24 protein-coding genes are annotated in these 25,517 nt (G+C 49.0%); 14 read left to right on the top strand and 10 right to left on the bottom strand.

Translation table 11 applies throughout. The annotated features are described in order from the left end of the window. Positions 1-53: 53 nt before the first annotated feature. Entirely contained in the window at positions 54-632 is a 579-nt protein-coding gene (locus AS151_RS11200; RefSeq protein ID WP_071517139.1) for an HD domain-containing protein, read from the top strand. Beyond that, positions 625-1,734, top strand: a complete 1,110-nt coding sequence (locus AS151_RS11195; RefSeq protein ID WP_071517138.1) for an ABC transporter ATP-binding protein — start codon at positions 625-627, stop codon at positions 1,732-1,734. The genes AS151_RS11200 and AS151_RS11195 overlap by 8 nt, the downstream gene beginning before the upstream one ends. A 207-nt stretch (positions 1,735-1,941) precedes the next feature. On the opposite strand, the gene msrA is transcribed toward AS151_RS11195, so the two are convergent. The 3 genes from msrA to AS151_RS11180 form a co-directional block, all read right to left on the bottom strand. Continuing rightward, positions 1,942-2,442 (bottom strand): peptide-methionine (S)-S-oxide reductase MsrA, encoded by a 501-nt coding sequence (msrA, locus tag AS151_RS11190; protein WP_071517137.1) that lies wholly within the window; start codon positions 2,440-2,442, stop codon positions 1,942-1,944. Positions 2,443-2,616: 174 nt separating this feature from the next. Then, entirely contained in the window at positions 2,617-3,510 is an 894-nt protein-coding gene (locus AS151_RS11185; protein ID WP_071517136.1) for an alpha/beta fold hydrolase, read from the bottom strand. A 54-nt stretch (positions 3,511-3,564) separates the two neighbouring features. Continuing rightward, entirely contained in the window at positions 3,565-4,929 is a 1,365-nt protein-coding gene (locus tag AS151_RS11180; RefSeq protein ID WP_071517135.1) for a dihydroorotase, read from the bottom strand. A gap of 229 nt (positions 4,930-5,158) precedes the next feature. Between AS151_RS11180 and lepB the strand changes: the two genes are divergently transcribed. From lepB to AS151_RS11160, 4 genes are all read left to right on the top strand, one after another. Beyond that, complete coding sequence (gene lepB / locus AS151_RS11175) at positions 5,159-5,770, top strand: signal peptidase I (RefSeq protein ID WP_071517134.1); 612 nt, start codon at positions 5,159-5,161, stop codon at positions 5,768-5,770. A 78-nt stretch (positions 5,771-5,848) separates the two neighbouring features. Beyond that, positions 5,849-6,532 carry a Crp/Fnr family transcriptional regulator gene (locus tag AS151_RS11170; RefSeq protein WP_071517133.1) on the top strand — a complete coding sequence of 228 codons (684 nt, stop codon included), beginning with the start codon at positions 5,849-5,851 and terminating at the stop codon, positions 6,530-6,532. Positions 6,533-6,623: 91 nt separating this feature from the next. Beyond that, positions 6,624-8,438: a M61 family metallopeptidase gene (locus tag AS151_RS11165; RefSeq protein WP_071517132.1), complete on the top strand. Its 1,815-nt coding sequence runs from the start codon at positions 6,624-6,626 to the stop codon at positions 8,436-8,438. Between the two features lie 336 nt (positions 8,439-8,774). Next, the gene (locus AS151_RS11160) at positions 8,775-9,260 is read left to right on the top strand and encodes a TerB family tellurite resistance protein (protein ID WP_071517131.1); all 486 of its coding nucleotides are present in this window, start codon (positions 8,775-8,777) and stop codon (positions 9,258-9,260) included. A gap of 397 nt (positions 9,261-9,657) precedes the next feature. Here AS151_RS11160 and AS151_RS11150 read toward each other — a convergent pair whose 3' ends face one another. After that, positions 9,658-10,695 (bottom strand): GUN4 domain-containing protein, encoded by a 1,038-nt coding sequence (locus tag AS151_RS11150; RefSeq protein WP_084639525.1) that lies wholly within the window; start codon positions 10,693-10,695, stop codon positions 9,658-9,660. 390 nt (positions 10,696-11,085) lie between these two features. Between AS151_RS11150 and AS151_RS11145 the strand changes: the two genes are divergently transcribed. From AS151_RS11145 to AS151_RS11130, 5 genes are all read left to right on the top strand, one after another. Next, a complete protein-coding gene (locus tag AS151_RS11145; protein WP_071517128.1) occupies positions 11,086-11,355 on the top strand; it encodes a hypothetical protein in 270 nt (89 codons plus the stop codon). Next, positions 11,342-11,506 carry a hypothetical protein gene (locus tag AS151_RS22100; protein WP_170861373.1) on the top strand — a complete coding sequence of 55 codons (165 nt, stop codon included), beginning with the start codon at positions 11,342-11,344 and terminating at the stop codon, positions 11,504-11,506. The genes AS151_RS11145 and AS151_RS22100 overlap by 14 nt, the downstream gene beginning before the upstream one ends. Positions 11,507-11,592: 86 nt before the next feature. Further along, entirely contained in the window at positions 11,593-11,793 is a 201-nt protein-coding gene (locus tag AS151_RS11140; RefSeq protein ID WP_071517127.1) for a hypothetical protein, read from the top strand. Between the two features lie 522 nt (positions 11,794-12,315). After that, positions 12,316-14,244 (top strand): FG-GAP-like repeat-containing protein, encoded by a 1,929-nt coding sequence (locus AS151_RS11135; RefSeq protein WP_071517126.1) that lies wholly within the window; start codon positions 12,316-12,318, stop codon positions 14,242-14,244. 466 nt (positions 14,245-14,710) lie between these two features. Beyond that, positions 14,711-14,920 carry a hypothetical protein gene (locus AS151_RS11130; protein ID WP_071517125.1) on the top strand — a complete coding sequence of 70 codons (210 nt, stop codon included), beginning with the start codon at positions 14,711-14,713 and terminating at the stop codon, positions 14,918-14,920. Between the two features lie 10 nt (positions 14,921-14,930). Here AS151_RS11130 and pbpC read toward each other — a convergent pair whose 3' ends face one another. After that, positions 14,931-17,252, bottom strand: coding sequence for a penicillin-binding protein 1C (pbpC, locus tag AS151_RS11125; protein ID WP_071517124.1), 2,322 nt, complete (start codon positions 17,250-17,252; stop codon positions 14,931-14,933). A gap of 775 nt (positions 17,253-18,027) precedes the next feature. On the opposite strand from pbpC, the gene AS151_RS11120 reads away from it, so the two are divergent. Next, the gene (locus AS151_RS11120; protein WP_071517123.1) at positions 18,028-18,246 is read left to right on the top strand and encodes a hypothetical protein; all 219 of its coding nucleotides are present in this window, start codon (positions 18,028-18,030) and stop codon (positions 18,244-18,246) included. A 158-nt stretch (positions 18,247-18,404) separates the two neighbouring features. On the opposite strand, the gene AS151_RS21540 is transcribed toward AS151_RS11120, so the two are convergent. The 5 genes from AS151_RS21540 to AS151_RS11100 all read right to left on the bottom strand — a co-directional run bounded on the left by AS151_RS21540 (position 18,405) and on the right by AS151_RS11100 (position 23,768). Next, positions 18,405-18,629 (bottom strand): hypothetical protein, encoded by a 225-nt coding sequence (locus tag AS151_RS21540; protein ID WP_139240620.1) that lies wholly within the window; start codon positions 18,627-18,629, stop codon positions 18,405-18,407. Positions 18,630-18,649: 20 nt separating this feature from the next. Next, positions 18,650-19,195, bottom strand: coding sequence for a DUF4168 domain-containing protein (locus AS151_RS11115; protein ID WP_071517122.1), 546 nt, complete (start codon positions 19,193-19,195; stop codon positions 18,650-18,652). 324 nt (positions 19,196-19,519) lie between these two features. Beyond that, complete coding sequence (locus tag AS151_RS11110) at positions 19,520-20,110, bottom strand: RNA 2'-phosphotransferase (RefSeq protein ID WP_071517121.1); 591 nt, start codon at positions 20,108-20,110, stop codon at positions 19,520-19,522. Positions 20,111-20,119: 9 nt separating this feature from the next. Then, a complete protein-coding gene (gene cysK, locus AS151_RS11105) occupies positions 20,120-21,082 on the bottom strand; it encodes a cysteine synthase A (RefSeq protein ID WP_071517120.1) in 963 nt (320 codons plus the stop codon). Positions 21,083-21,119: 37 nt separating this feature from the next. Beyond that, positions 21,120-23,768, bottom strand: coding sequence for a sigma 54-interacting transcriptional regulator (locus AS151_RS11100; RefSeq protein WP_084639524.1), 2,649 nt, complete (start codon positions 23,766-23,768; stop codon positions 21,120-21,122). A gap of 721 nt (positions 23,769-24,489) precedes the next feature. Between AS151_RS11100 and AS151_RS11090 the strand changes: the two genes are divergently transcribed. Next, a complete protein-coding gene (locus AS151_RS11090; RefSeq protein ID WP_244532975.1) occupies positions 24,490-25,140 on the top strand; it encodes a Crp/Fnr family transcriptional regulator in 651 nt (216 codons plus the stop codon). Positions 25,141-25,160: 20 nt separating this feature from the next. Continuing rightward, on the top strand, positions 25,161-25,448 hold the full coding sequence (locus tag AS151_RS22535; RefSeq protein ID WP_071517117.1) for a hypothetical protein: 288 nt from the start codon (positions 25,161-25,163) through the stop codon (positions 25,446-25,448). Positions 25,449-25,517: the final 69 nt, after the last annotated feature.

Here is a 25,517-nt window from a genome sequence, read left to right as displayed (position 1 = left end):
TCGTAGATTTTGGGTAGGAAAACCAATAATTTTTGCTGTCAATTGTCCAATTTATGCTTTCGCAACGGTTTACCGACGCTTTAACCTACGCCAGCGAACTCCACGCCAACCAAAAACGCAAGGGGTCTGGAGTTCCCTACGTTAGCCACCTGCTGGGGGTGACCAGCATTGTTTTGGATGCCGGTGGCAACGAAGACGAAGCCATTGCCGCACTTTTACACGATGCCATTGAAGACTGCGGCGGTGCTACAATTCGAGATCGTATTCGCCAGCGGTTTGGCGATAAGGTAGCCGCCATTGTAGACGAGTGTACCGAAAGCGATGTTACCCCCAAACCTCCTTGGCGCGATCGCAAACAGGCTTATATTAACAGTATCCCCCATTTAAGTTCGTCTGGGCGTTTGGTTGGTTTGGCGGATAAAATACACAACGCGCGTTCCATTGTTGCTGACTACCGCCAGCTAGGGGAAGCCATTTGGCAGCGGTTTAAAGGAGGTCGCGACGGTACCCTGTGGTACTATCAATCCGTAGTAGCTGCTTTTCGCAGCCATGACAATTCTCCTTTGGTGGAAGAATTGGCGCGTACGGTTGTAGACTTGCAAAAATTGGTAGCGCAAACCGAAAATGTCTAGCGTTCGTTTGGAAAATATCAGCCGGCGATTTGGCGACTATACCGCTGTCGAACATATTAATTTTACCGTTGGTCAAGGCGAGTTGTGGGTGTTGGTGGGTCCGTCTGGCTGCGGCAAATCCACCATTTTGCGAACCATTGCTGGGTTGGATGCGCCGAGTTCTGGCAATATATATATCGACAATCGGTGCATGAACGACATTCCTGGCAGGCAGCGGGATGTGGCTATGGTTTTCCAAAATTATGCCCTATATCCCCACATGAGTGTTGCCAAAAATATTGGGTTTGGTTTGCGGATGCGTGGCGTTGCCAAAGAAACCATCGACAAACGCATTCAGGAAGTGGCGCAAATTTTAAATATACAACACCTCCTCGACCGCAAACCCCGGCAGCTTTCTGGGGGTCAGCAACAACGGGTGGCTTTGGGACGTGCGATCGCGCGCCAACCTCGTGTATTCTTGTTAGATGAACCCCTATCGAATTTAGACGCGCAACTGCGAGACGATACCAGAGCAGAATTAAAACAACTCCACGCCGCTTTAGGCATTACTACCATTTACGTAACCCACGATCAAATAGAAGCCATGACCCTCGCCGACCGTATGGTGGTGTTAGACCAGGGGAAAATCCAGCAAATCGGTACGCCGCAAAGCGTTTACGAACGACCAGCCAATCGCATGGTGGCGAAATTTCTTGGCAGTCCCCCCATGAACGTGTTACCAGTCCAATATCACAAGAATTATTTTTATTTTACCAGCAACGACGGTACGGCTTGCCTGCCCGTAGCGGACCACCTCGCCGCCGCCATCCATTCCCATCCCCAGAAAACTCTAGAAGTGGGAATTCGCCCGGAACATGTCCAAATTTGCGATACGCCCGGGGAAAACGTGCTATCCTTGTCCGTACAAGTGGTAGAACCTTTGGGTCGCGAAACCCTCATCCGCGCTGGCATCCCCGGCAATCCCCAATCCCTGAACGTACAAGTGGATGCTGCCTATTTCCCGCAACCAGGCGATCGCTTGTTGGTATCATTTCCTTCAGAAAAGCTATTTCTGTTCGACCCAGATACGGGAAAAACCATCTACCCATCTTTGAACTCATAATTGTCCGCATCCTTGACAAATCGGGAAAATTCCCATAAAATAAAAAGTAGACATAGCCGGCAGGACAAAAAAACCAAAAGAAAAAAATTTTTGGTTGGGCACCTGCGCGAAGGGGGGCACCGTCGGAGCTGCCCCATCCTAAACATCTAACCTGCCCAAAAATAGTAATTTGTTGGTACAAAAGAAGTACAATAGCAGAACAAACAATTACCCAGACTTCCCAGAGCGAGAGGCTTTTCGTTTCTTCTTCTCCCAATATTGCTGGTGTTCCTCTTCAGCGAGATAGTATTCCGTCGCCGGTTCGATTTGCGTGACAATCTCCTTATCGTAGCCTTCGACCTGCTGCAATCGCTGTTTGGAAGCCTGTGCCAATTTCCGTTGTTCTGGGGTATGGTAAAAAATAACCGAGCGATACTGTTCGCCGCGATCGCTGCCTTGTCGATTTATACTGGTAGGGTCGTGAATCTGCCAAAACACCTGCAACAACTCTTCGTAACTTATCTGCTGCGGGTCGTATTCCACCTGAACCACTTCCGCGTGACCGGTAATGCGCGCACACACATCCAAATAAGAAGGATTGGGGAAATGACCGCCCATATAGCCTACGGATGTATTGACAACACCAGGAAGTTGGCGGAAATGTTCTTCTACTCCCCAAAAACAACCAGCACCAAATGTTGCTTTTTCTAAATCCATACTATCATACATACCTGAGAACGCACCGTATCAATTGCTGTTTTGAACGGGGCAGGCACGGGGGCGCTGCTGTTTTGAACGGGGCAGGCACGGGGGCGCTGCTGTTTTGAACGGGGCAGGCACGGGGGCGCTGCTGTTTGAACGGGGCAGGCACGGGGGCGCTGCCCCTACGGTCGTTATAACCAACTACGCGAAATGCGCCGCTAGCCAGTCTACAATATATCCGTTCACCGTATCTGGTTGTTCGTCGTGGGGACAGTGACCGGCTTGTGGGATAGAAAAGAAATCCACCGCATCCTTTTCTTGGGCAAGTTTCTGATAAATCGCAGAACCGCTGATGGGGGTCCACGGGTCGTCTTCTCCCCATAACACAAGCATAGGACAGTCCACTTGAGGCAGCAACTCCGATGGATGGGGACCGGCAGGCGCGTTGAGAATGGATGCAAAGACCTTTTGCGCGCCTTCGTGGCAGGAAGGTTGGTACAATAGGTCCACTAACTCTTCCGTGACTGCCTCTGGGTTGGCATAAACTTGATACAAAGTACGGCGGATGCGATGCCGCTGGCGAATTTGATGGAAGACCATCGGACCGATAACGGGCGCTTGCGTAACTTTGCTAAAAGTTCCCATGACCACGCGCAACGGCAAATTCAATTCTTGCGGGCGATGATTCAAACCGCCAGCAGCATTGATTAAGACCACACCTGCCGTATGTTCGGGATAGTCCGCTGCCATCATCAAAGAAAGCAGCGCACCGATGGAATTACCGACGAAGACCGTGGGTTGTTGAATGCGATCGCTGATAAAATCGCAAAGCAGTTCTTGCCACAAATGCAAGCTATAATCCAGGGCTGGCTTGTCCGAATCGCCAAATCCCAGCAAATCGATCGCGTAAACTTGATATCCCTGTGCGGCAAGCACCGGGATGTTCTTACGCCAGTGACCGATGGAAGCGCCAAATCCGTGTAGCAGCAGCAAAGGCTGCCCCGTTCCCACGACGGTATAGCGAATGTGGTATCCCTGCCACATCCAGGAATATTTTTCCCAGCCCACGGCTGCAGGTGTTTTGGTTACTGTCATGTTCCTTAAAATTATCGCGCTGTATTGTGAAGTTTCGTTAACGTACTTTCTATTTTAACCATCTTGGGAGGACTCGGCATCAGACAGAGTGGACCCAGTAAAGCTCAAAGCCTGACCGCAAGGGCGATCGCGAAATGTACCGCGATCGTAAACCACCTCACCACCAACAATAGTCGTCACCGGCCATCCCGTCAGGTTCCAGCCTTCAAAAGGACTCCAACCGCAGCGGGTCATCAAACCTTCCCGGCGTACCGGATAGTACGATTGTAAATCCACCAAAACCAAATCCGCATCGTAACCAACCGCGATCGCACCTTTATTGGGAATACCGTATCCCTTCGCCACCGCCTTCGACATCCAATTTGCCACCTGCGCCACCGTACAGCGACCTTGCATCGCCTGAGTTAGCAGCAACGGCAGCGACGTTTCCACACCTGGCATCCCCGCTGGCGTATCGGGATAGCGTTTGGCTTTCTCTTGTAGCGTATGGGGGGCGTGGTCGGTAGCAATAAAATCAATCACCCCATCCAATAAAGCTTGCCACAAAACTTGATTGTCCGCCGGCGATTTCAGGGGTGGGTTCATCTGGGCTAGGGTTCCCAATTTTTCGTAGGCAGACGTATTCAACAGCAAATGCTGCGGCGTTACTTCAGTCGTCACCCAAGCCGGTTTTTCCTGGCGCAACAGTTGTGCTTCGTCGGCGGTAGATAAATGCAAAATATGCAGCCGCCTTTGGTATTTTTTCGATAGTTTCAACGCCAACTGCGTCGCTTCCAACGCCGTTTGGTTGTCTTGAATCAAAGAATGAAAACTGGGGTCGTGAAAGCCAGCAAACAACTGCTTGCGCTGGCGGATGCGTTCCTGATTTTCCGCATGAACCGCAATCAACCGTTCCCCTTCGGCAAAAATTGGTTCCAAAGCCGCTTCCGTATCCACCAACAGGTCACCTTTCATAGACCCCATGAAAATTTTAATGCCCGGTGTGGGATTGACAGAAAGCAAATCCGCCGTATTTTCCCCCGTCGCGCCGATAAAAAAGCCATAATTGACCAAGGACTTTTGGGCAGCGCGTTGGAGTTTGTCATCCAAAGCCGCTTGCGTACTGGTAATCGGTTTGGTATTGGGCATTTCCAGAAATGACGTGACCCCCCCTTTGGCGCAAGCGTGGCTGGCGCTGTGTAAATCTTCTTTATGTTCCAACCCCGGTTCGCGAAAATGAACCTGTGGGTCGATAACCCCAGGCAGCAGCGTTAAGCCTTCCGCATTCAATTCGCCATCGTCAGTTTCCTCAATTTCGGAAGCAATTCGCACAATTTGACCGTCGCGAATCTGTACATCTCCCAGCAACCAACTGTCATCGGAAAGGAGAATGTGGGCTTTGCGGATTACCAAACCAGCCGAAGAAGAAGAATAGCTCATGGATCCTTCCTAAAATTCCTGTTTTTTAAGGGCAAGTATCTAAAATAATAGGGATACATCCATTTTGGCAGCAGGCGATCGCTTTCAAAAGCCAATTCATGGTATCTAGTTAATCGGTTCGCGATCGCTATACAATGGGAATGCCAGATGGTTGTATCAATTGGTAGTATATACCGGTTGGATACAGTTCCTTGACGCTTGTCCTCTCTTTCCACAACCCCTTTGGTCTATGAGTCGCGTACCACCAAAAGAAGAGTCCCAACACAACTCGCCCAATCCCAACAACCCCAAACCTACAACCAACGACACCCAGGGTCACGAAGAAAATCCTTGGGTGGAAACCGTCAAAACCCTCACCCTCAGCGTCTTGCTGGCTTTCGGCATTCGCACCTTTGTTGCCGAAGCGCGATACATCCCTTCCGGTTCCATGCAACCCACCCTACAAATCAACGACCGCCTAATCGTTGACAAAATCACCTATAACTTCCAAAAACCCCAACGGGGAGACATTGTGGTCTTCAAACCTACCGAAAAACTGGAAGATAAAAACTATCACGACGCCTTCATCAAACGCATAATTGGACTTCCTGGGGATACTATTAGAATTGAAGACGGACGAGTTTACGTCAACGGCAAACCCCTCGACGAGGAATACGTTGCCAGCGACCCCTTGTACCACTATCCTAAAACCACCGTTCCCGAAAACTCCTATTTTGTTCTAGGAGATAACCGCAATAACAGCTATGATAGTCACTACTGGGGATTTGTCCCCCGGGATAAAATTATCGGTCGTGCCGTTATCCGCTTTTGGCCCCCCAATCGTATAGGGGAAATTGAATAGGAGGGCAAAACTCCCATTTTCCCTCCCATTTGGCATATAGGATTTCCTCACCCGGATTGCTAGAATTCGCGATTTTTCATGCAAACAGAAGCTTTTACCGAGCTTTTCCCCCTTTTCAACAGCGCTAGCCCCGAAACCTTGGAATGGTTGCTTTCTGTCAGCGTAGAGCACGAATATCCCGCCAATCGTGCCGTCTTGATGGAAGACGCTTGGGGGAATGCCGTTTACTTTATTGCCTCTGGCTGGGTCAAAGTACGCCGTTTTTACGGAGACCGGGTGGTGACACTGGCGATTTTAGGTCGTGGAGATTTTTTTGGCGAAATGGCAATCCTCGACGAATCCCCGCGTTCCACGGATGTCATTGCCCTGTCGAATGTCGATTTAATTAGCGTATCAGCCCAGCGGTTCATCCAAACCCTGTTCAAAGATGCCCAGCTACACCACCGCATGTTGCAGCTAATGGTCAGACGGCTGCGTCAAACCAACTGGCGTTTTTTATTGCGCCATACCCCGCCAGCGGTGAAGCTAGCGAATACGTTGGTTTGGCTGGCAGAGAACTACGGCGAGGTCAACGAAGAAGGGGCAGAAATTTTTAATATTCCCCACCAGGATTTGGCAGATGTTTCCGACATTAGCGTGGAACAAACCAGCCAAATTATCGAAAAGCTGCACAACAAGGGTTGGCTGAAAATCGATGTGGAAAGCGAGGTCATGTATTTGGTGAATTTAAAACAACTCAACCATCTGGCAGAACACGTATAGAGCGTCTTGTGTAACAGTAGAAATATCAGAAAGGAAATCGGCTGCCATCCGGCCGATTTTTGCTGTTGCCGAGGCCAGTTTACAAAAGTTCATGACTCAAGCGATAAAAACCAAATCCAGCGAAACCTTCCAAGTGGCAACCCCCATCCAATACCAAGTTGCCATGCCCCATCCCGAAACCCATTTGTTTGAGGTAACGCTACACATCCGGGGCTGGTCGTCCGATGTATTGGATGTAAAAATGCCAGTATGGACGCCTGGTTCCTATTTGGTACGGGAATACGCCCGCCATTTACAAGATTTCACCGCCGCAGCTGCCACGCCAGAAGACCCCCAAGACCAAGAAACGCCACTCTCTTGGAACAAAGCCAGCAAAAACCACTGGCAAATCCAAACTGAAGGGGTTGATGACATTCGCATTCGCTATCGGGTCTATGCCAACGAACTTACGGTACGGACCAATCATTTGGACCTGACCCACGGTTATTTTAATCCAGCGGCGCTGTGTTTGTACGTTCCCCAGTGGCAGTACCAACCTTTGCAAATTCGTGTGGTTCCTCCCTATCCCCACTGGCGGGTAACTACGCCGCTAGAAACCGCTGGCAAAGCCGAACATACCTATCAAGCCCCGGATTTCGATACGCTGGTGGATAGTCCGTTTGAAGTTGGCAACCACGCCAGCTACGAATTTGAGGTATTGGGCAAAAGCCACGAACTGGCGATTTGGGGGCAGGGCAATGCAGACCCCCATCAAATTATTGAAGATACCAAGAAAATTATCCAAACTGAGGCGCAAATTTACGGCGGTTTGCCTTACGATCGCTATATATTCTTGCTGCATCAATCGGGTTCCGGTTTTGGCGGTTTGGAACACAAAAATAGCTGTTCGTTGAACTATCCCCGGTTGGGTTTTCAAGTTCGCGAAAAATACGAACGCTTCATGCAGTTGGTTGCCCACGAGTTCTTCCATCTGTGGAATGTGAAGCGGATTCGACCTAAGGAGTTGGAAACGTTTGATTACGAACAGGAGAACTACACGCCGTCGTTGTGGTTCTGCGAAGGGGCAACCAGCTATTACGATTTGCTGATTCCTTTGCGGGCTGGGATTTACAGCACTCAGGCATTTTTGGATAAGCTGAGCAAGGATGTGACGCGGTTTTTGAATACGCCGGGTCGTCAGGTGCAACCGGTGAGCGAGTCTAGTTTTGATGCTTGGATTAAGCTATACCGCCGGGATGCCAACAGCGATAATTCCCAGATTTCGTATTATTTGAAAGGGGAGTTGGTTTGCTTGCTGCTGGATTTGCTGATTCGGCAAAATAGTAACAACCAGCGATCGCTGGATACGGTGATGCGATCGCTTTGGGAAGATTTTGGCAAGTCAGAAACGGGCTATACGGCGGCCCAATTGCAAGATGCGATCGCGCAAGCTGCCGGAACCGACATGGATGAGTTTTTCCAACGCTACATCCACGGAACTGAAGAACTGCCCCTGGATGACTATCTCCATGCCTTTGGTTTGCGGGTAAAACCGGAAGACACCACCGACAAACCGCCGCGTTTGGGGTTGACAGCAGCAACAGAAAATGGTAAAGAAACCATCAAATTTGTAGAGTTGGGGTCACCCGCACAACAAGCCGGCATCGACGCCAACGACGAACTGGTGGCGTTGGAAGGTTTTCGGGTAAACAGCCAGCAACTCCCGGAACGCCTGCAAGCATATCAGCCAGGAGACCAAGTGCAGCTAACGGTGTTTCACGAGGATGAGTTGCGCACTTGTACGGTAACATTAGGGGAACCGCAACCCAGCAACTATCAAATCGAACCAGTTGCCAAAAGCGATCGCGAACAAGAGGAGAATTTTTCCCGTTGGTTGGGAATTCCCATTGATTCTTTGAATTCGTAACAATCCCGTAGGGGCAGTGCCCCCGTGCCTGCCCCGTGCCTGCCCTATTCCCCGTGCCTGCCCCTATTCCCTATTCCCCGTGCCTGCCCCATTCCCTATTCCCCGTGCCTGCCCCTATTCCCTATTCCCCGTGCCTGCCCCTATTCCCTATTCCCCGTGCCTGCCCCTATTCCCCGCAAGCAAGAGGGCAACCACGGGGGGTTGCCCCTACGTGAAATAAACCCATTGGCGGTTTTACCGGCGGTTCGTTTTTGATAACGATTTTTAACAAATGCGCACGACAGCCCCATAACTGACCTAAAATTCCAAACAGCGATCGCATTTAGGAGAACTCTCATGGCCGTACAACCGCCACCACCTCCCTCTATCAATCCCCACCAAATGAACATGCTGCGCATCGTCACTTCTATGGCATGGTCGGATGGGGAACTATCCACCACCGAAGTCGATGTCATGTTGGACCGATTTAGCGAATTGTTTGCCCAAGACGAACAACAGCGAGATTCCCTCAAATCGGAACTGCGGGATTACGTGATGCAAAACATTCCGCTGGAAGAACTCACGCCGCACCTGCAAAGCCAAGAAGAACGGGAGTTGGTGTTGCACCTGGGATATGAGGTCATTGCTTCTAGTTCTCGGAGTCCTTCAGAACCGAATATCAATCCGGAAGAAGCCCAAGCCTATCAAAAATTAAAGCAATTGTTGGATTTGCCGCCAGAGGTGGTCCAGCGTGTGGAAGCTGACAGCGGTCAAGACCAGCAACAGGGATTGGTGGAAAAGCTTACCGAGAAGTTGCGATCGTTTTTTCACGGGAGAAAGTAGGAAAATTTGCTTGTAGCGATCGCATTTCAGGCTTGCAGCGATCGCATTTCAGGTTTGTAGCGATCGCAGTTGAGCTGTTACCTTAGTAAAATTGCGACCCTGTTTTCCCCTATTCACGTGGTTTGTTTCAAATTTGTTCCTTTGGATTTTAGTTGTACAAATCCCAAAATAAAACAAAAAATAGCAAGAAATTGTGACTGCCGATCGGAGAATTTGGGTGGGTTGACAACTGTTTTTGACAAAACTCATATCAAGTAAAAGTTTTTGCGCATTCCGAATTAAATTATTTTTGAATTATTTTTCGACAACTATCCAATTTGTACACGAATTGTCTTGTATCATTTGTGAAATACCCCGATTATTTATTTCTTCCAGATTTTGAATAAAATGATACTAATTATAGATTGGGGCAAGCATACAGCAGGGAAAAAAGCTTTTGAACTTTCAACTCTTCCAGCCTATTGCCTTCCCACCAAGCCTCCTCTTGAGCCAGTTCGTGTTTCATTCCTCGTTTGAAATCTTCTTTGTCAAAATCTTTCTGACTGAGAAAAGTGCTACCAAAATCCATAAAATCTGCCAGCATCTGCAATTGCCAATCTTGGCGTACCAATGTTTTGGTGGCTACTTTAAAACCATCCATAAAGGCATCGAGAAAAACATTGTCCATCGTAATTACTTGTACGATTCCCCAGGGTAAATGACCTTTCGGTGCATGGTTGGGAGAATAAATAACTCGATCGCCAGATATCCAATCGTCTTGAATGCGCCACTGCACGCGATCGCCAAATGTTGGTATATCTTTTTTACACTCATCGAAAATTTGCTTTTGGATGCTAAACCCAAACCGTCCCTTGCTATATTGTAACCACAGGCGATCGATAATTTTTAAGACTTGACAGGGAAAATTTTGGATTTGTTCGTCATTAAGATAATTTTCCTCGGCATTGACAGCCCGCAAAAGAATTACTCTCGTTTGTTCGTTTGCCTCTCGCCATCTCCCCGAAGCCAATAAATGCTTTAAGCGTAGATAGTCTTTTTGGGGCAGTTCTTTAGGCAGAGGCTGTTCGGCTGTTTGCGCTTGCTGGCTTTGATTTCTTTCCTGGGAACCATCGAAATCTTGGCGATCGCTTCTAGACTTCTCCCTGCCGCCGTTGCCAGCAGAAAGGCTTTCCAACTCAGCTTTCAATTGCTCCACATGGGGATTGCCAGCATTTTCCTCGCAAAAAGCGGCAAACAAATCGTCCAACCATCCTTGGGCATCTGCTGACTGGATTAACTGATAAACTTTTCCCCGTAAAGTCATCTCTGCGGTAATTTCTGCCAGACTCCGGCAAAAATCCCTCTCCACAACGAACATTTCCAGATCGACTGGAGTACGATAAACATGGCACAAAATATGGCGAAATTGCGCTTTTGTCTGCCCGTTCCACTTCATGCGAACTCACCCAGGATGCCGATCGCTTAATAAAAATAGCAGCTAAAATAGCAGCGAACGAAAAACAGCACACTACTCAAGGCTATCTTATCTAATCTTACCACAACCAATTTGACTCTGTTGCCATGCCTGCAGCCACCACCAAACGCTCAAACGCTTCACCATCGACCAATTTCATCGTTAGAGTAGGGATTTTTTGACCCCAGCGATCGCGTGGAACTCATTCGCGGAGAAGCTGTTGGCTGCAGCCGTTTGCTAGCGGTATTATTTTCACTGCTGTCATACCAAATCCGACATGGGGAAACCACAATTTTTCTGTAGGGGCAACCCCCCGTGGTTGCTCCTTTTTTGTGGAATAAAAGGGCACTACCCCTACATTTTTGTGGGTTTATGTACATCGGATTTCGTATCAGAGGGAGCGATCGCTGCCAATATCCCATCAAAATTCCGCCATACAGGCAACCAGAACCAGATATCGCGATCGCCAGATACCGCGAAGATGACTATCTCAACAATCACCCCCAACCAGCCGATTTGCTGTTGCTTATCGAAATTGCCGACGCTTCCCTGGATTGCGATCGCCAAATGAAATCTCCCCCACCCCTACCAAAAACCATCTGGGGAATTTGCCTATTGCCGCCAGCAAGTGTATCTCGCTAACGAAACCGTTTCCTACCAGAATTTGCCGATCGCGTGTTGGACCTATCCCGGGTCTTTCCGCGTTTTTAGCGATAAAACATACCGGTTTGAAAATAAATGTTGCGATCGCGATCGCAATGTAACCGGGTTTACAGTCACCAGTGGCAACTAGAAATGTCACATTAGACTCTCTATACGATCGCTGGGAAATTTCTGCCTATAAGCGATAGTGAAAATAGAGAGTTCAAGGAGTTGATTATGTTTCCTTCTTTAAAACCACTTCCCGGTGCCATTGCTGAAATCTTTGCTTCCGCTAGCAAAACCCGCAAACTTACCATCGGCGATCGCTACGGTCTCATGGCAGCCATCCTCGATGGTAGCTTGAAACCAGAAGAACGGGATGCCGTCAATCGCTTGCTGTATTCTGCCTGGCGCGGTCGCTTGCAAATTGTTGACTAGTGGCGTTCGCGAAACAGATATCGCTACAATCTATAGCTTCGCGAACAGCCACCCTACAGGTTTTCAGTATCTTTGCAAATATTTTCCAATTTAAGATTGTCTATTTCCGAAAGTTCTTTACGCTACGTCAAACTTGAACTTTTTTATCAAAACCCAACATGGCGGTAGAAAACCCCACTCAAGGGGTAAAATGAATTTAGATCAAAGAAACATAATTAGGTTTTTGCGAGCGAAACCACCTCTAGATCGCCGAAACAACCACCGCTGGTCCTGGAAAAGCCAGCGAGAATTTTTATCCATCTAGAGGCAAGCGATCGCAAATTTGGGGATACCAGTACGTTTGGTTTCGGCAACCAAGCCCTACTCATAAGAGTATTTTCCTATTGTCTTGCTTTTTGGTGGCACAACGGTGGCGCTGTAGCAACGAAAGTCAGCTACCGTTCCCATTTCTTATGCCGTCAAAATGACTCGATATTCCAGAATTGAATGGCATTTTCATAAATTCAAGTAGGAGAAGAAAATATGGCTGTTGATTTTGTGCGCCTCGATCGCCCGATCGCCGGTGTTTCCCCACAAGCGATCGCTACGGAGGATTTCAACGGAGATGGGAATCTTGATTTAGCCACTGCTAATACGCGCTCGGATAGCGTTTCTATCTTACTCGGAGATGGAACGGGAGACTTTCAAGCGATCGCCGATATCACCGTTGGTGGTAGCAATCCCCAATCCCTGGTCGCGGGTGATTTCAACAGCAATGGCTATCCCGATATTGCCGTTGCCAACTTGTCGGGAAACGTATCGATTTTGCTCTCCGATGGTACGGGGAATTTTCGCTATATGTCTACGTTGGCAGTTGACGATATTGCGTGTGCCAAAGACGATCGCTTCTCTTTCGGTCACTTCTTCACTCCCCAATCGATAGCGACGGGAGATATCAACAGCGATGGTCTTTTGGATTTAGCGATCGCAGGTCCGGAAGATTTATACAAGGATGTCTTGCTCCTGACAGGAGATGGTACTGGCGAGTTTCGCTTTGCCGATGGTCTATCCATCAACGGTGACGTACAAGATGTTCTCCTCACTGATGTCAATGGTGATGGTCGTGTCGATGTAGCCACCGCCAACGATGTGTCAGGGAATGGTACGGATACTGTTGCTGTTTGGTTGGGAAACGGTAGCGATCGCTTTGGTACGGAGACAGAAGTTTCTTTAGGCACCAACACACCCAAATCTCTCCTTGCGGAAGATTTGAACGGCGATGGCAACACGGATCTCGCGATCGCCAATGCAGCGGCTATTCCCGGCAGTATCTCCATCTTACTGGGAAACGGAACGGGAAATTTCGTACGAGGAACCGATGCCGTAGCAGACGCTCACATAGGCGTTGGCTTGCAAGATGTGGTGGCGGCAGATATCGATGGCAATGGCGCGATCGACCTGGTTGGTACCAACGGCAACAGCGATGACATTCCCAGGGATACCACTACCTACGTACAAGCTAGCGATGATGCGATCTCTCTTTTTTTAGGAGAAGGCAACGGTGAGCTAGCCACGGCTACTGACTTTGCCACCAGCAACGGTTGCGTTTCGGCAACTGTCGGAGATTGGAATAAGGATGGAAAAATGGATTTAGCAACAGTCGGACAAAATGTCGATGGCATATCGGTATTGGTGAACGCTTCCGATACAGAACCCAACCCACCAAGCAACCCATCACCAGCTACAACTAGTGGCAACGATGTGATTTTGGGAACCGAAGTTGGCGAACAAATCTTTGGGATGGCTGGCAACGACGCGATCGCAGGGTTTGGAGGAGATGATGGACTCAATGGCGGTCCTGGAGATGATACCCTCAACGGTAATGCTGGCAGCGATATGGTTTTTGGTGGCAATACCAGCACCGATGCCAACGTACCCGATGCCATGAAACAATCGGTATTGATTGGTGGTGTGACGACACCGGAAGATGGCAACGATATTCTTTTGGGAGGGTTGGGAGACGATACCCTGGGAGACCATCGCGGCAACGATATTGCCAATGGCAACATGGGGAACGATTTTATCTTCGGCGGTGCCGGAAGCGATAGTCTCTACGGCGGTCAAAACGACGATATCATTTTTGGAGATGCGGATACGCCGCTTGCCGATGGCGCTGGCGATTGGCTGTACGGCGATTTGGGGAACGATACGTTGATTGGCGGTGAGGGAGCGGATGTTTACGTTCTGCGAAGGGATACGCTCACCTACGATACCGTGGTTTATCAGGATGGGGAAGATGTGTTTGCCTTGCCGGCGGAAACCACCTTCGAGAATCTAAATTTTATTGTCGGTTCGGTGGAAGAAACCCCAGGCACTTTCATTACCTATATTCCCAATAACGAACAAATTTTAGCGTTTTTGCCCGACGTTGACCCCAGTGCTATGAGCGCTGATGATTTTTTGGCGGTCTAAGTATAGAGGGGGAAAATCGGGAAAATGCACCGATGGTGGCGGTTTTGGCTGCTGCCATCTTTTGTTTTTACAGAAAATTTACAAATTATCTCGCAGAGGTTTGTCAAAAGTTTAAGAACCTTGATGAAATTCGCCTTTACAGTAGAGAACAGATTCAGGGAGCATCCGTATAACCAACGATTTCTGCAAAATTATACCAAATTCGATTCTCTCAACCACAAACGTACCCCGAACCGTCTCCCTTTACAAGGGGGACCACAGGGGGTTCTAACCCAGTTTTACGATTGGGTCTTGCCAGGACGGATTTGGTATTACATCGAATTTACATCGAATTATCCGGTTTCTGTGGCGGCGACCCTCGTCGTAGGGACATGCGATCGCGATCGCATACAAACCTCCGTACTGTCACAGAGAATACAACAGCCAACACCGATAATAGAAACGTACAAATTCAGTGTTATTACTTATGTCTCCTACGATTCATCCCCTACCCGATGCCATTTCTGAAATTTTCGCCTCTGCCAGTGCCACTGGTATCTTAACCCTAAGCGATCGCTATGGCTTAATGGCAGCCTTGCTTAACGGCGAACTCAACGAAGAGGAATACAAAGCCGTCAACCGTCTATTCTACTCCATTAACCGGGGTCGTTTGCAGGTTCGCGATCGCTTGAACTAAACCCAGGTGCCTAGTTGGCTTCGCCAGCTACGGAAAAACCCCGTTTTTGCGGTTGAGACGCCGCTGTTTGCACTTGAAAGCGCACCTGGCTGCTTTTCTCTTCTTCTTTTGATTTTACCTGCAAAACCCAATTTCCCGGTCGCATCGACCAAAACAAAGAATCCTGAGATTCGGTGGTAGACAGCAGGGTTTTTTCACCTTCACCCAGCAACCACCAGTTCACTTCCCCATCTGGCACCCCAGCCAGTTCAAATTTCAAACGGGAAGGATTTTCCGCATCCACCAAAAAATAATCGTTTTCCTGGGGAAAGACAATCTGCAAAGCATCGGCAAAGCGAGTTTGCTTTTGCTGCGCCAGCCAATTGTTGTATTCCGGCGGTAGCTGCAGATTGTTTGGCGCTTGGCGATATTCATCCATGTCTTGCGGTGCTAAATATTCCAACACCACGTTCTGACACTCAGAGGTGGGTTTCAATCCTGTAACGGCACAGATGGGATATTCCTGCATTTTCTGGGGTTTGGGGAAAGGCTCTGGCTCTTGGTTTTCATGCAAATGGAGCATAATCCGCTGCCACAAAGGTGCCGCTCCTTGAACCCCGGAAACCCCATCCATGCGATCGCCGTTGAAATTTCCCACCCAAGTGGCTACCGTATAATCACTGGTAAAACCAACCGTCCACGTATCGCGATAATCCGAGGAAGTACCAGTTTTCACTGCTGCGGGAAATGGTAGATTCAATACGGATTCTACCCCAAAAGCTGTAGCCCGGGCATGGCGATCGCTTAACATATCGGCAATCAAGCGCCAGTAGCGGCGTTCTTTCTCCGCAACCGAACTAGCCGCCGCTTGGGTTTTGCCAGGTTTGACAACCAACGATTGAATCTTGCCTTGGGTTGCCATTCTGGTATAGGCTCTTGCCAACTCCCACAAGGAAACCTCCCCGCTTCCCAAAGCCAAACCCAAACCGTAATGTTCGGCAGATTGGTCTAAATGCTCGAATCCCAACTGCCGCAAGCGTTGCAAAAAACTTTCCACACCCATATCTTCCAAAACCCGCACCGCCGGTACGTTGAGGGAATTTGCCAGTGCCGCGCGCACCCGCACCGGTCCGTGGAATTTCTTGCTATAATCCACGGGACTGTACACTTTGGCACCGGGAATCGGGTAGTGGGTGGGCACATCTGCCAAAATGGTATTGGGTCGAATGGTGCCGTTGTGCAGTGCCAGTTCGTACAAAAACGGTTTTAACGTGGAACCGGGTTGGCGCAAGGCTTGCACGCCGTCGTTGCTTCCCCGGCGATCGGCGAAATATCCGGGAGAACCCACATAAGCACGTATTTCCCCGGTATGGTTGTCGATAACCAATGCGGCGCCATGGCGAACGTTGCGGGAGGCTAATCGTTTGACTACTTGCTCTACTTGGTTTTGGACAAATTTTTGTAAGGGCAAATCCAGGGTGGTGCGCACTTGAGAGGCGCTATCGGGTAGGCGTTGCGAGAGCCAAAATAGAAAATGCGGTGCGGCGACAATGCCTTTTTCGGGAGATAGCAGTTGCGGCGATGTTTGCATGGCTTTTTGCGCGCGATCGCGGGAAATATATCCCTCTGCTGCCATGCGGTTGAGAATGTATTCCTGTCGTTGTTGCAGTTCCCACAAACCGTAGTAGGGATTGAAGCGATTGGGTGCGTTGGGAATGGCGGCTAGCATGGTGGCTTGTGCTAGGCTTAAATCGGCGGCTGGTACGCCAAAATAGGTCCGTGCGGCGGCTTCTACGCCATAGAGATTGCCTCCCATGGGAAGACGGTTGAGGTAGGCATGAAAAATTTCGTCTTTGCTGCTGCCGGCTTCGATGCGCCAGGAACGCCAGGCTTCTTGGATTTTGGTGGGAAGGGTGCGGGGTGCGGGTTCTACCATCCGTGCCAGTTGCATGGTGATGGTGGAAGCACCGCTGACGATTTTGCCGGTATGATAGGCTTCTAGCAAGGCTCTTCCAATGGCAAGCGTATCCACGCCGCTGTGTTGGTAAAAGCGTTGGTCTTCGGCGGCGAGGATGGCTTGTTGGAAATACGGTGAAATTTGTTCTAGGGGAACGACGGCGGTGTGTTCTTGGTTTCTGGTTAGCAAGGTTCCCAAGGGCAATCCGTGGCTCGCGCGAAAGGAAATGGCTTGCTGCTGGGGAACCAAATCGCTGGCGTGTATCGGTGCCAAGTAGGGAAGCGATCGCCCCAACAACAGCAACAAAAGTGCAGCCAGCAAGAGCTTCATCCAGCGGCGACGGGGAGAGAACAACCACTGCCCCATGGATTTGATTTTACGCCCAATTCCACGCATGTAGGACCATTTTCTAATGCTTAGCTAATTCTATTTTGCCGTAGCTTGGCCCTGGCGTGGGAGAAAGTTCTCTGTCTATGTAGGTTTCGTTATTCTTGGTTGGGATTGGTTGACAGTTTTGTATTATCTATGTAGTATTAAAGTATAGTCTTGCTAAGATTAGATCGATCGCAGTTGTTTCGCAAGTATTCCACCAAAAAACGAAATTAACGCCATGAATGTTTTGCATAACCAGAAGGTAGGAAAGGTTTTTCTTGTCCGCATGATGCCTTTTGCGGCTGATAAAAGAATTTAAGTTTCCGCTGGTGTTGGCTATTCCAGGCAGTTATTTCTTGCAGCGATTGGCTCGCGATCGCAAATTATCGATCGATATGGGAACATTTTTTCGATCCAAATGGGTCTGTTGTTTTGAAAAGCCATCAAAAAGAGTGCATAACTACTGTCTGGTGAGAAGTAAGGGGAAACGGGGGGAAAACCGCCGTTAACGCATCTACACAACTTCATCAAATTTATGGAGTTTCCTACAAGTACAAGTTTTGTCGTCAATTGCAAACGCATAAAGTGCAGCAGCAGAACTTGCAGATAGCGTCACTCGGTTGGAATCGAGATGTTTGTACTTCCATCAGTTCTCCAGTCTGTGCTTGCCAACTTGCAAATGTCGTATCTCCTGCACTGATTTTTGCTGAATTCTAGTACGAACGAGTGGATAAGGAGAACAAAGGCGATACGCTCGCACCCACTGCCAATACTTCCCCTGCTGGAGGTGACTTCTCAGATGTCTAAAAAAATCCGCCACCACGAAGAAGATGGCTACATCTTCATCCCCGATGGCAAGCAACCCGATCGCTACATCCGGATTCCGTTCAATGCCAAAGATGGCGAACCCCACAACCATCACTCCAACGGAGATGACAAAGATTCGGAGGAACTGGGTTTCGGCGGTTTCGTTGTAGCTGTTGGTATTTCTGTGATTCTGGCACTGATTTTAGCCTAAAATCAATTGTCTCACATCTAGCAGCCATCCGATACGCAATCCGGTACAAAAAACCGCAAAACCCTAAGGGCAGTGCCCCTGTGTTTCCCCCGATTGGTGGGCAATCACGGGGGTTCTCCCTACAGCAAATTGTGGTTTTTGCGTCACGAAATTTGGTATTAGGGTTGGTTCTGCCAGCTGCTATTTGCCAATGGTATCGTAGTTGTGGGATGGAGAAAGGAGCGATCGCGCTTTTTTCCCATATTTTTTGCACCCATAAAAATCCCCTGACCGCAAGCCAGAGGAATCCGCGAACATCCCAATTTTGCCAATAAATAAAGTACAAATCTTTTGGCTGGGAAATGGCTGGAAAAGAAGCGATCGCCAGCCAAAAGTGATGCCAATTATTGTACTCTGAGGAATCCTAATTGGAATTAGAATTGTTGGAATTAGAATTGGGCTGTTGCTGGGTTTCTCTGAGCATTTGCACCGCTCTTTGCCGCAATTGCCGATCTTGGCGGATAGCATTTTGAATTTCTTGAAACCGGTTAGGTTCCAAGCCTTCCTCGCGAACGGCTTGCTGGATTTTGCTTTGCGTTTCCTGCTCGATTTGGCGGATGCGATTGGTGGCTTGCTGGAACTTCTGTTTTTCCTCTTGGCTGAGATTCATGTTGCTATCGCCATTGCCATTTCCTTGCCGCTGTTGCAAGAACTGTCTGTATCGATCCAAACTCAGCCCTCGGTCTTTAATTTCTTGCCGCATTTGATTGATAGATTGTTTGCGAATGGATTGAATGGTTTGGAAAGCACTCACAAAGTTGCGCAGTTCCTCATCTCCCACCGAGACGGTTTGTTGCGTTTGTTGGGGAGATTGTTGTTGGGGGGCACTTTGTTGGGCGACAGTAGAAACTGGGTTTCCTAGCACCAAAATAGAAGCAGCACTGCCCAATAGAATTGATTTGCCTAGCATGAAAATCCCAAAATACTTTCAGACTGAATCTATCCTACTCAACTGCAAAAAATTCAGCAACCACCATAGCCGTTGTTTTCCTTCTTTATCCGCCCCTACCAAAACCATGTTAAACCTACATCCCATTTGCGCCCAAAAGCTACCATGAAAGCTCGCCAGTACGCCCAAAAGGGCACTTCCGCAATTTTATCTCTCTGTTGGCCAAAAAGCGATCGCTTCTGCCATGGAACGGAAAAATTTTAATGAAAACTTTATATTTTCTGGTATATTTTCTATCTTGTATGGGAAAGACTCCTCCCAGAAAACCAGTCACCGCGATCGCTTTTATATGGATTGAAGTTGCAAATATCCAGGCGGCACCGTACGAGTCAGCCAAATTCCCTCGCCTACGTGATAAAAAGCATACCCATCAGCATACATCGCCGCAGCATTAACAGAAAAAAGTCGCGATCGCCCCTTACGTCTGCCCACAGCCCAAGCACCTTCCGGATATTCGTAAAGATGAACGAACTGCCGCCCCATCGATTGTAACCCTTCCTGTTGAATCGACCCAACAAATTGTGCTGCCGTACCGTGATAGAGAACCGACGGCGGTGCTTCCGGCTTACGTTCCAAATCCACAGAAAACGAATGTCCGTATGCCGCACGAATGCGAAACAGCGAAGGATTGGCTACTGGATCGCCACTTTCTTCTTTATCTATGGGTTCTAACGCAAACCGAGGTTTATCCGACTTTTGAATCACATCAACAATCTCTTCGGCAGCCATCTCCACCCCATATTCGCGAAAAGTCGATAGCAGGGTTTCCAAATTCACCCAACCCCCCGGATCCAATTCCAAACCAATCCGATGGGGATCGTGCCGCAGAATTTTGGAAAGATATTTGCTGACCTTTTTTCTTCGTTTGGCATCCATACAAACAATCTAAGAAACCGGCACTTCTGTATTTTCGCTGGTTTCCGCAAACAAGGGGGTACTCAAATACCGTTCCCCGCCACTGGGTTGAATAACTACTAGCCGTTTTCCCCTCCATTTAGCCTTCTGTCCTAATTGCAAAGCCGCATAGACGGCTGCCCCCGTAGAAATGCCACTCAGAATTCCTTCCTCTTTCGCCAGTTCTCGCCCTATTTTATAAGCTTGTTCCTCGCTAACGGTAACAATTTCATCAATCAAATCCACCCGCAAAACATCGGGAACGAACCCAGCACCAATCCCCTGTAAATTGTGGACTTGGGAACAACCGCCACTCAAAACCGGACTCAACGTTGGTTCCACCGCAATCAACTGCAAATCGTTTTTTTTCTGTTTCAAATAACGTCCTGCCCCCGTAAGCGTACCGCCAGTACCCACTCCCAACACCACAGCATCCAACTCACCATCGGTATCCTGCCAAAGTTCCACCCCCGTTGTGGTATAGTGAATTTTGGGATTGGCGGGATTGCTAAACTGTTGGGGAGAAAACGAATTGGGAATTGTTGCCAACAGTTCGTTAGCACGCGCGATCGCACCTGCCATATCCAACTTCGCCGGCGTCGTGTCAATTTCCGCCCCATAAGCTTGCAACAGCTGCATACGTTCCCGACTCATATTCTCCGGCATCGTCAAAATCGTGCGATATCCCTTCGCCGCACAAACCATTGCCAAACCAATCCCCGTATTGCCGGAAGTAGACTCAACAATCGTAGATTTGCCCGGTTCGATCAACCCACTGCGTTCCGCTTCCGCCACCATACTAATAGCAATGCGGTCTTTCACCGACTTCGCCGGATTGAAACTTTCCAGCTTCAACACAATTTCCGCCACGCAATCGTACTGTTGGGGCAATTTGTTCAACCGCACCAACGGCGTACGCCCGATAATTTCAGTAATATCGTTGTAAATTTGCATGTTTTTTCCCTAATGTCTATATCGCAGTTTTTCGTTTTTAAAACACCATCAACGGAAAGAAAACCACCGTCAACCCCAGCATCAACAAAATATGGGGAAGATTGGCTTTCACAAACCGCTTGGTAATCCCCGATAGCAGATAAACGCTAAACCCAAAAGACCACAACAGCACCACACCTTGCAAGAAATTAGCTACATCCAAACTCCAGGTTAGCGTCGGCAGCATACCACCGCTAAAACCAGCCGTACGCGCTAATGTGGGCAAAAGCGTTCCCGACTCGGTAATCGCCGTGGGGATATAGTATGCCAAATTGGCACCCAGGGTGAGAGGCAGATAGGCATAGATAACCTGGAGGTATTCGGGAAATGTCTGTTGCCCGCTAGGAAAGACCAAACGCATCCACAAGCGCGTCAGTTGGTGGATTCCATAGGTTAACACAAAGGGAATACTTAACAGCAGGGATACCACTGGCAAAGAAACCAACAAATGTTCCGAATCCAAGGGAATATCGCCCCAACCAAACCAGCTGAGAAATTTATTGCCTTGGTGCATGAAAACGCCACCCAGCAATAGCACCAGCAACGCCACTTCTGCCCAAAATGGCTGGTGATTTTCCAGGATGTCGGCGGCGGGAAAGCGCAGATTGAGCTGTACGGAACGATTGGGGCAGGCTTTCAAACAGGTCATGCAGAACATGCAATCGCGATTGTCTTTTAATTGGGCGGGATGGGAATAGAGGGGGCAGCCGCCGGTGGCTTGCCCTTCGGTGGGCAAAGGATCGGGAAAGTTTACTGGGGTGGCATCGCTGCCTTTGTAGCAGCCAAAGGTACTGCACTGACTGCCACACACTTGTTGGGTCGATCGCAATTCCACAACGGAGAGTTTGGCAAATAATCCGTTCATGCCGCCGATGGGGCACAGGTAGCGGCACCACAGGCGACGTTCGTAAATTAGGCTAAAGATAATGGCACCGCCGGTGATAATCATTAACAACCAGGCGGAGAGGTAGGCGCTGTGGGGCAAATCCCAGAGTTTTTCCCAGATGTAAATGGCGACGAATCCTGCCCAAAGCCACCAAGCGCCCCAACGATTTAAGGCTTTGGTGTTCCAAGGTTTGAGGGAACGGGGGAATATCCACAAGGAAAGGTTGCGCAACCATTCAGCGGTTATCATAAAGGGACATACGGAACACCACAAACGCCCTAAAATGGGGAACAACAGCAGGTAAAAAGGCCACCACCACGCCCAGAATAAGTGCAAGGTGATACTTTCGTCGCGCCCTTGCGGTCCGATGAAGCCCATGAGGGTGACGGGAACAAAGACAAGCATCATTAAAATCCAGGTGCGCTGGGGCCACCAGTCGCTGAGGAGGAATTTGCGCAAGCCGGGGATAAAGTTGAGTAAATCGATGCGAAAGCTGTTTTTCTGGGATTCTACCGACCACAAGACTTGTTCGGGGATGACGGTTTGCCCGCTTGGGGTCATGGCGACGGCGCGTTCGAGGATGGCGGCGAGTTCGGCGATGTTGCCGGGGTAGTTGTAGCTAATTAAGCGCCGCAGGTCGGCTTGGTCGAGTTCGAGGAAGGGGCGATCGCTTTCTTGACAAAACTTACGAACGAAGTGGCGGGCAAATTCGCCAATATCGGCTTTGCGTTGTGTGAGGGGTGGAAGTTTGATGGTGTGGTGGTCGATGTCGGGGAGGTTTAATTTCTGCGGGGCGATGAGAATTAGGCGAACGGAGATTTGTCGAGGGGTGGTGGCATGGTTGCGGTAGATGGTGCCGGTTTTTAGGTATTCAAACAGCCGTTCGCGGTCGGATTTGCTGAGCAAATGCACGTTGTCGATGGCGAGGGTGCCGCGTTCGACCAGTTCTAGGATGCCAATGGTGTGTTCGCCGCTGCCAAAAATGCGATCGCTGTTGATGGTACCTCCTGCTTCGCGAACCAGGGTGGCGCAGTCAATTTCGGCGAAGGGTTGGTTTTGTAGGGAGGATTGTTGGTGGATTAAGCCGGCGATGAAGGTTTTGCCGGTACCCCGCTGGGCTTGGAAAACAATGGGTTTTTGGTCTTGACTGGCGGTTTCGACGGATTTGGCGAGTTTTTGGCTGGGTTTGCTGGAACCCACGATGCCTTCTTGGTTGGGCAGGGGTTGCAGGTAGGGTTGCAATCCCTGAATTCGGGCTTGTTCGCTGGCGATTCGTTCGGTAAATCGCTCTAGGTCTTGTACCAACAGGCTGGTAATGGCTTGCTGCAGGTCGGGATATTTTTGGGTGAGGGTTTGGAGGGTATCCCGATGCAGAAACCAAACTTCGCTGCTGGTAAGCGCGATCGCATTGGCTTGGTATTTATGTTGCCATTGGTTGCTGACCAGGGGCAAGTAGCCAAAAACTTCCCCGGCGTTGCGATAGGTGATGTGGCTTTTGCCGACGGGGGATTGGCGGTAAATTTCTACGGTTCCCCATTTGAGGAAATAGATGCCTTGGGGGGTTTGGTTTTCTTGGTAAATAGGGGTGTTGGCGGGGATGGGCAAAGCTTGTAAGTGACGGGCGATCGCATTTATGGTATCGTCGCTCATTTTCCCCCAAACCCGGTGAAAGGCAAGCCAGTTTTCATATTCTAGGTATTCGTAGGGATCGGCGGGAACTTTGGCAGGTTCGGGATAGAGAGGAATGGAGGTATCAGGCATTTTGGATCGGTGGAAATTAACAACAACGGGATGGATAAATATTCTGAGGGCGTTGGCTGGCAAGATTCATCAATTGTTCGTATGTAAAGTTGTTCAGTTGGTTATATAACGGGCAAACGATTGTAGGATTCCGCGCGATCGCAGCTACCAGTCACGGCAAAGGTGGCCTCGATCTGAATATAAGTAATTCTACTTATTGCCCTGCTGGGGTCTTTTTTAATTTTGAATGTAGACTTTTTAGCTATTTAGGTATTCGCCAACGCCTACAGAGCATTACTTTTTTGTACTTTGTACGATCCAAGCTAGCTTTGTCAACCACGATACGAAATCCACAACGGCGATCGCTTCCCTTCTCTACAAAAGCCGGGAACAGCGATCGCTATCCACCCTTGACAACCAACTCCGAACCGAATTATGGTGATAATGATTATCGTTATCAAATTGTAGCGAGGGATGCCGCCCAAAAACAATTGAATATATTTTTCAATAAACAACCAAAATATAGATAAAGACAAAATATGTATAAAATTCAAATTTTCCATATATCGGGAAAAACAGGCAAAAGCGATCGCTGGTAACTCGGAGATAGACGACCCCAATACTGGTTGCAAAGTTGCAAATTATTTTTAATAAAATTAGAATGCAATCGTTAAACATGATTTGCAACAAAAGTCCAGCCCTGCAAGTCGGGACCACCGAATCGCTGAGGAGATGCCAACAAATGAGCACCAGCATGTTACCCTCACTATCAACCAAAAGCCGCAGTTCTCGTTGGGGAACGCTTCGCGATCGCTTAGGAGACAATCGCTTGCTGTTTTACCGCAAAGGTCAAGAGATTTGCTCCAGACTTCCTGGTGTATGGCAAGTTTGCCAGGGATACGTGCAGGTAAGTACATTTTATTCAAATGGAGACGAAGGCTTAGTTGGTTGGGTTGGTCCGAATCTGTGTTTTGGGTCTTGGTTGACTTCCTTGCCCACCTATCAAGCCAAAGCTCAGTCAGATGTCTATTTAACTTGGTATTCCATGACCGAAATCGAATCTTCGCCCACCCTAGCGCAACAGCTACTGCCGCAAATCAACCAGCGACTGCAGCAAGTGGAGGCATTGTTAGCGATCGCGGGACAGCGTCGTGTTGAAACACGTTTGCAACAACTTCTGCAATGGCTGCAACAGGAAATGGGAGAAACCACCCCCCAAGGAACCCGAATTGGCATTCGCCTCACCCACCAAGAACTCGCCAACGCCATCAGTACCAGCCGCGTTACCGTTACCCGCCTAATGGGTAAATTCCAAGACCAAGGCATTCTCAGTTTTGACGAGAAGCGGCGCATGATTCTCAAAAAGCATCTTCCCGCAGCTACCGAATCCTGAAAAACCTCGCTAATGGGTACTTGCCAGTGGAGGAGGGGGAGGAGTGGGAGGAGTGGGAGGAGTGGGAGGAGTGGGAGGAGTGGGAGGAGTGGGAGGAGTGGGAGGAGGAGGAGGAGTGGGAGGAGGGGGAGGAGGGGGAGGACCGAAGATTTGGTATTACACCAGTTCTGAAAAACAACGATTGTCTGGAATTTCTCAATTGCCCTGGTAGGGGCGATCGCGCGTTGCGCCCCTACCAAAACACCTGGCTTTCTGGGAGAATTTTTACAAAACTTTACTCCCAAACACTTGCAAATTTTTGCCAATAAAGTTTGAATAGGTACCCAAGGTTGTTGAATATAATTTTCAACAATTAGCAACCGTTCACGAGGTCCAAT

The organism is Geitlerinema sp. PCC 9228, from assembly GCF_001870905.1.
Taxonomy (GTDB): domain Bacteria; phylum Cyanobacteriota; class Cyanobacteriia; order Cyanobacteriales; family PCC-9228; genus PCC-9228.
The sequence above is the reverse complement of the archived record's forward strand: the minus strand, read 5'-3'. Positions and strand labels throughout refer to the sequence as shown.

Excerpts from the sequence above, each read along its gene's own strand:
- AS151_RS11200 (WP_071517139.1), top strand. The coding sequence starts at position 54 with ATGCTTTCGCAACGGTTTACCGACGCTTTAACCTACGCCAGCGAACTC.
- AS151_RS11120 (WP_071517123.1), top strand. The coding sequence starts at position 18,028 with ATGTCTAAAAAAATCCGCCACCACGAAGAAGATGGCTACATCTTCATC.
- AS151_RS11185 (WP_071517136.1), bottom strand. The coding sequence starts at position 3,510 with ATGACAGTAACCAAAACACCTGCAGCCGTGGGCTGGGAAAAATATTCC.
- AS151_RS11195 (WP_071517138.1), top strand. The coding sequence starts at position 625 with ATGTCTAGCGTTCGTTTGGAAAATATCAGCCGGCGATTTGGCGACTAT.
- cysK (WP_071517120.1), bottom strand. The coding sequence starts at position 21,082 with ATGCAAATTTACAACGATATTACTGAAATTATCGGGCGTACGCCGTTG.
- AS151_RS11180 (WP_071517135.1), bottom strand. The coding sequence starts at position 4,929 with ATGAGCTATTCTTCTTCTTCGGCTGGTTTGGTAATCCGCAAAGCCCAC.
- AS151_RS11160 (WP_071517131.1), top strand. The coding sequence starts at position 8,775 with ATGGCCGTACAACCGCCACCACCTCCCTCTATCAATCCCCACCAAATG.
- AS151_RS11165 (WP_071517132.1), top strand. The coding sequence starts at position 6,624 with ATGACTCAAGCGATAAAAACCAAATCCAGCGAAACCTTCCAAGTGGCA.
- AS151_RS11150 (WP_084639525.1), bottom strand. The coding sequence starts at position 10,695 with ATGAAGTGGAACGGGCAGACAAAAGCGCAATTTCGCCATATTTTGTGC.
- AS151_RS11130 (WP_071517125.1), top strand. The coding sequence starts at position 14,711 with ATGTCTCCTACGATTCATCCCCTACCCGATGCCATTTCTGAAATTTTC.
- AS151_RS11170 (WP_071517133.1), top strand. The coding sequence starts at position 5,849 with ATGCAAACAGAAGCTTTTACCGAGCTTTTCCCCCTTTTCAACAGCGCT.
- AS151_RS11090 (WP_244532975.1), top strand. The coding sequence starts at position 24,490 with ATGAGCACCAGCATGTTACCCTCACTATCAACCAAAAGCCGCAGTTCT.
- AS151_RS11140 (WP_071517127.1), top strand. The coding sequence starts at position 11,593 with ATGTTTCCTTCTTTAAAACCACTTCCCGGTGCCATTGCTGAAATCTTT.
- AS151_RS11115 (WP_071517122.1), bottom strand. The coding sequence starts at position 19,195 with ATGCTAGGCAAATCAATTCTATTGGGCAGTGCTGCTTCTATTTTGGTG.
- msrA (WP_071517137.1), bottom strand. The coding sequence starts at position 2,442 with ATGTATGATAGTATGGATTTAGAAAAAGCAACATTTGGTGCTGGTTGT.
- AS151_RS11110 (WP_071517121.1), bottom strand. The coding sequence starts at position 20,110 with ATGGATGCCAAACGAAGAAAAAAGGTCAGCAAATATCTTTCCAAAATT.
- AS151_RS11100 (WP_084639524.1), bottom strand. The coding sequence starts at position 23,768 with ATGCCTGATACCTCCATTCCTCTCTATCCCGAACCTGCCAAAGTTCCC.
- AS151_RS11145 (WP_071517128.1), top strand. The coding sequence starts at position 11,086 with ATGTACATCGGATTTCGTATCAGAGGGAGCGATCGCTGCCAATATCCC.
- pbpC (WP_071517124.1), bottom strand. The coding sequence starts at position 17,252 with ATGCGTGGAATTGGGCGTAAAATCAAATCCATGGGGCAGTGGTTGTTC.
- AS151_RS11135 (WP_071517126.1), top strand. The coding sequence starts at position 12,316 with ATGGCTGTTGATTTTGTGCGCCTCGATCGCCCGATCGCCGGTGTTTCC.
- lepB (WP_071517134.1), top strand. The coding sequence starts at position 5,159 with ATGAGTCGCGTACCACCAAAAGAAGAGTCCCAACACAACTCGCCCAAT.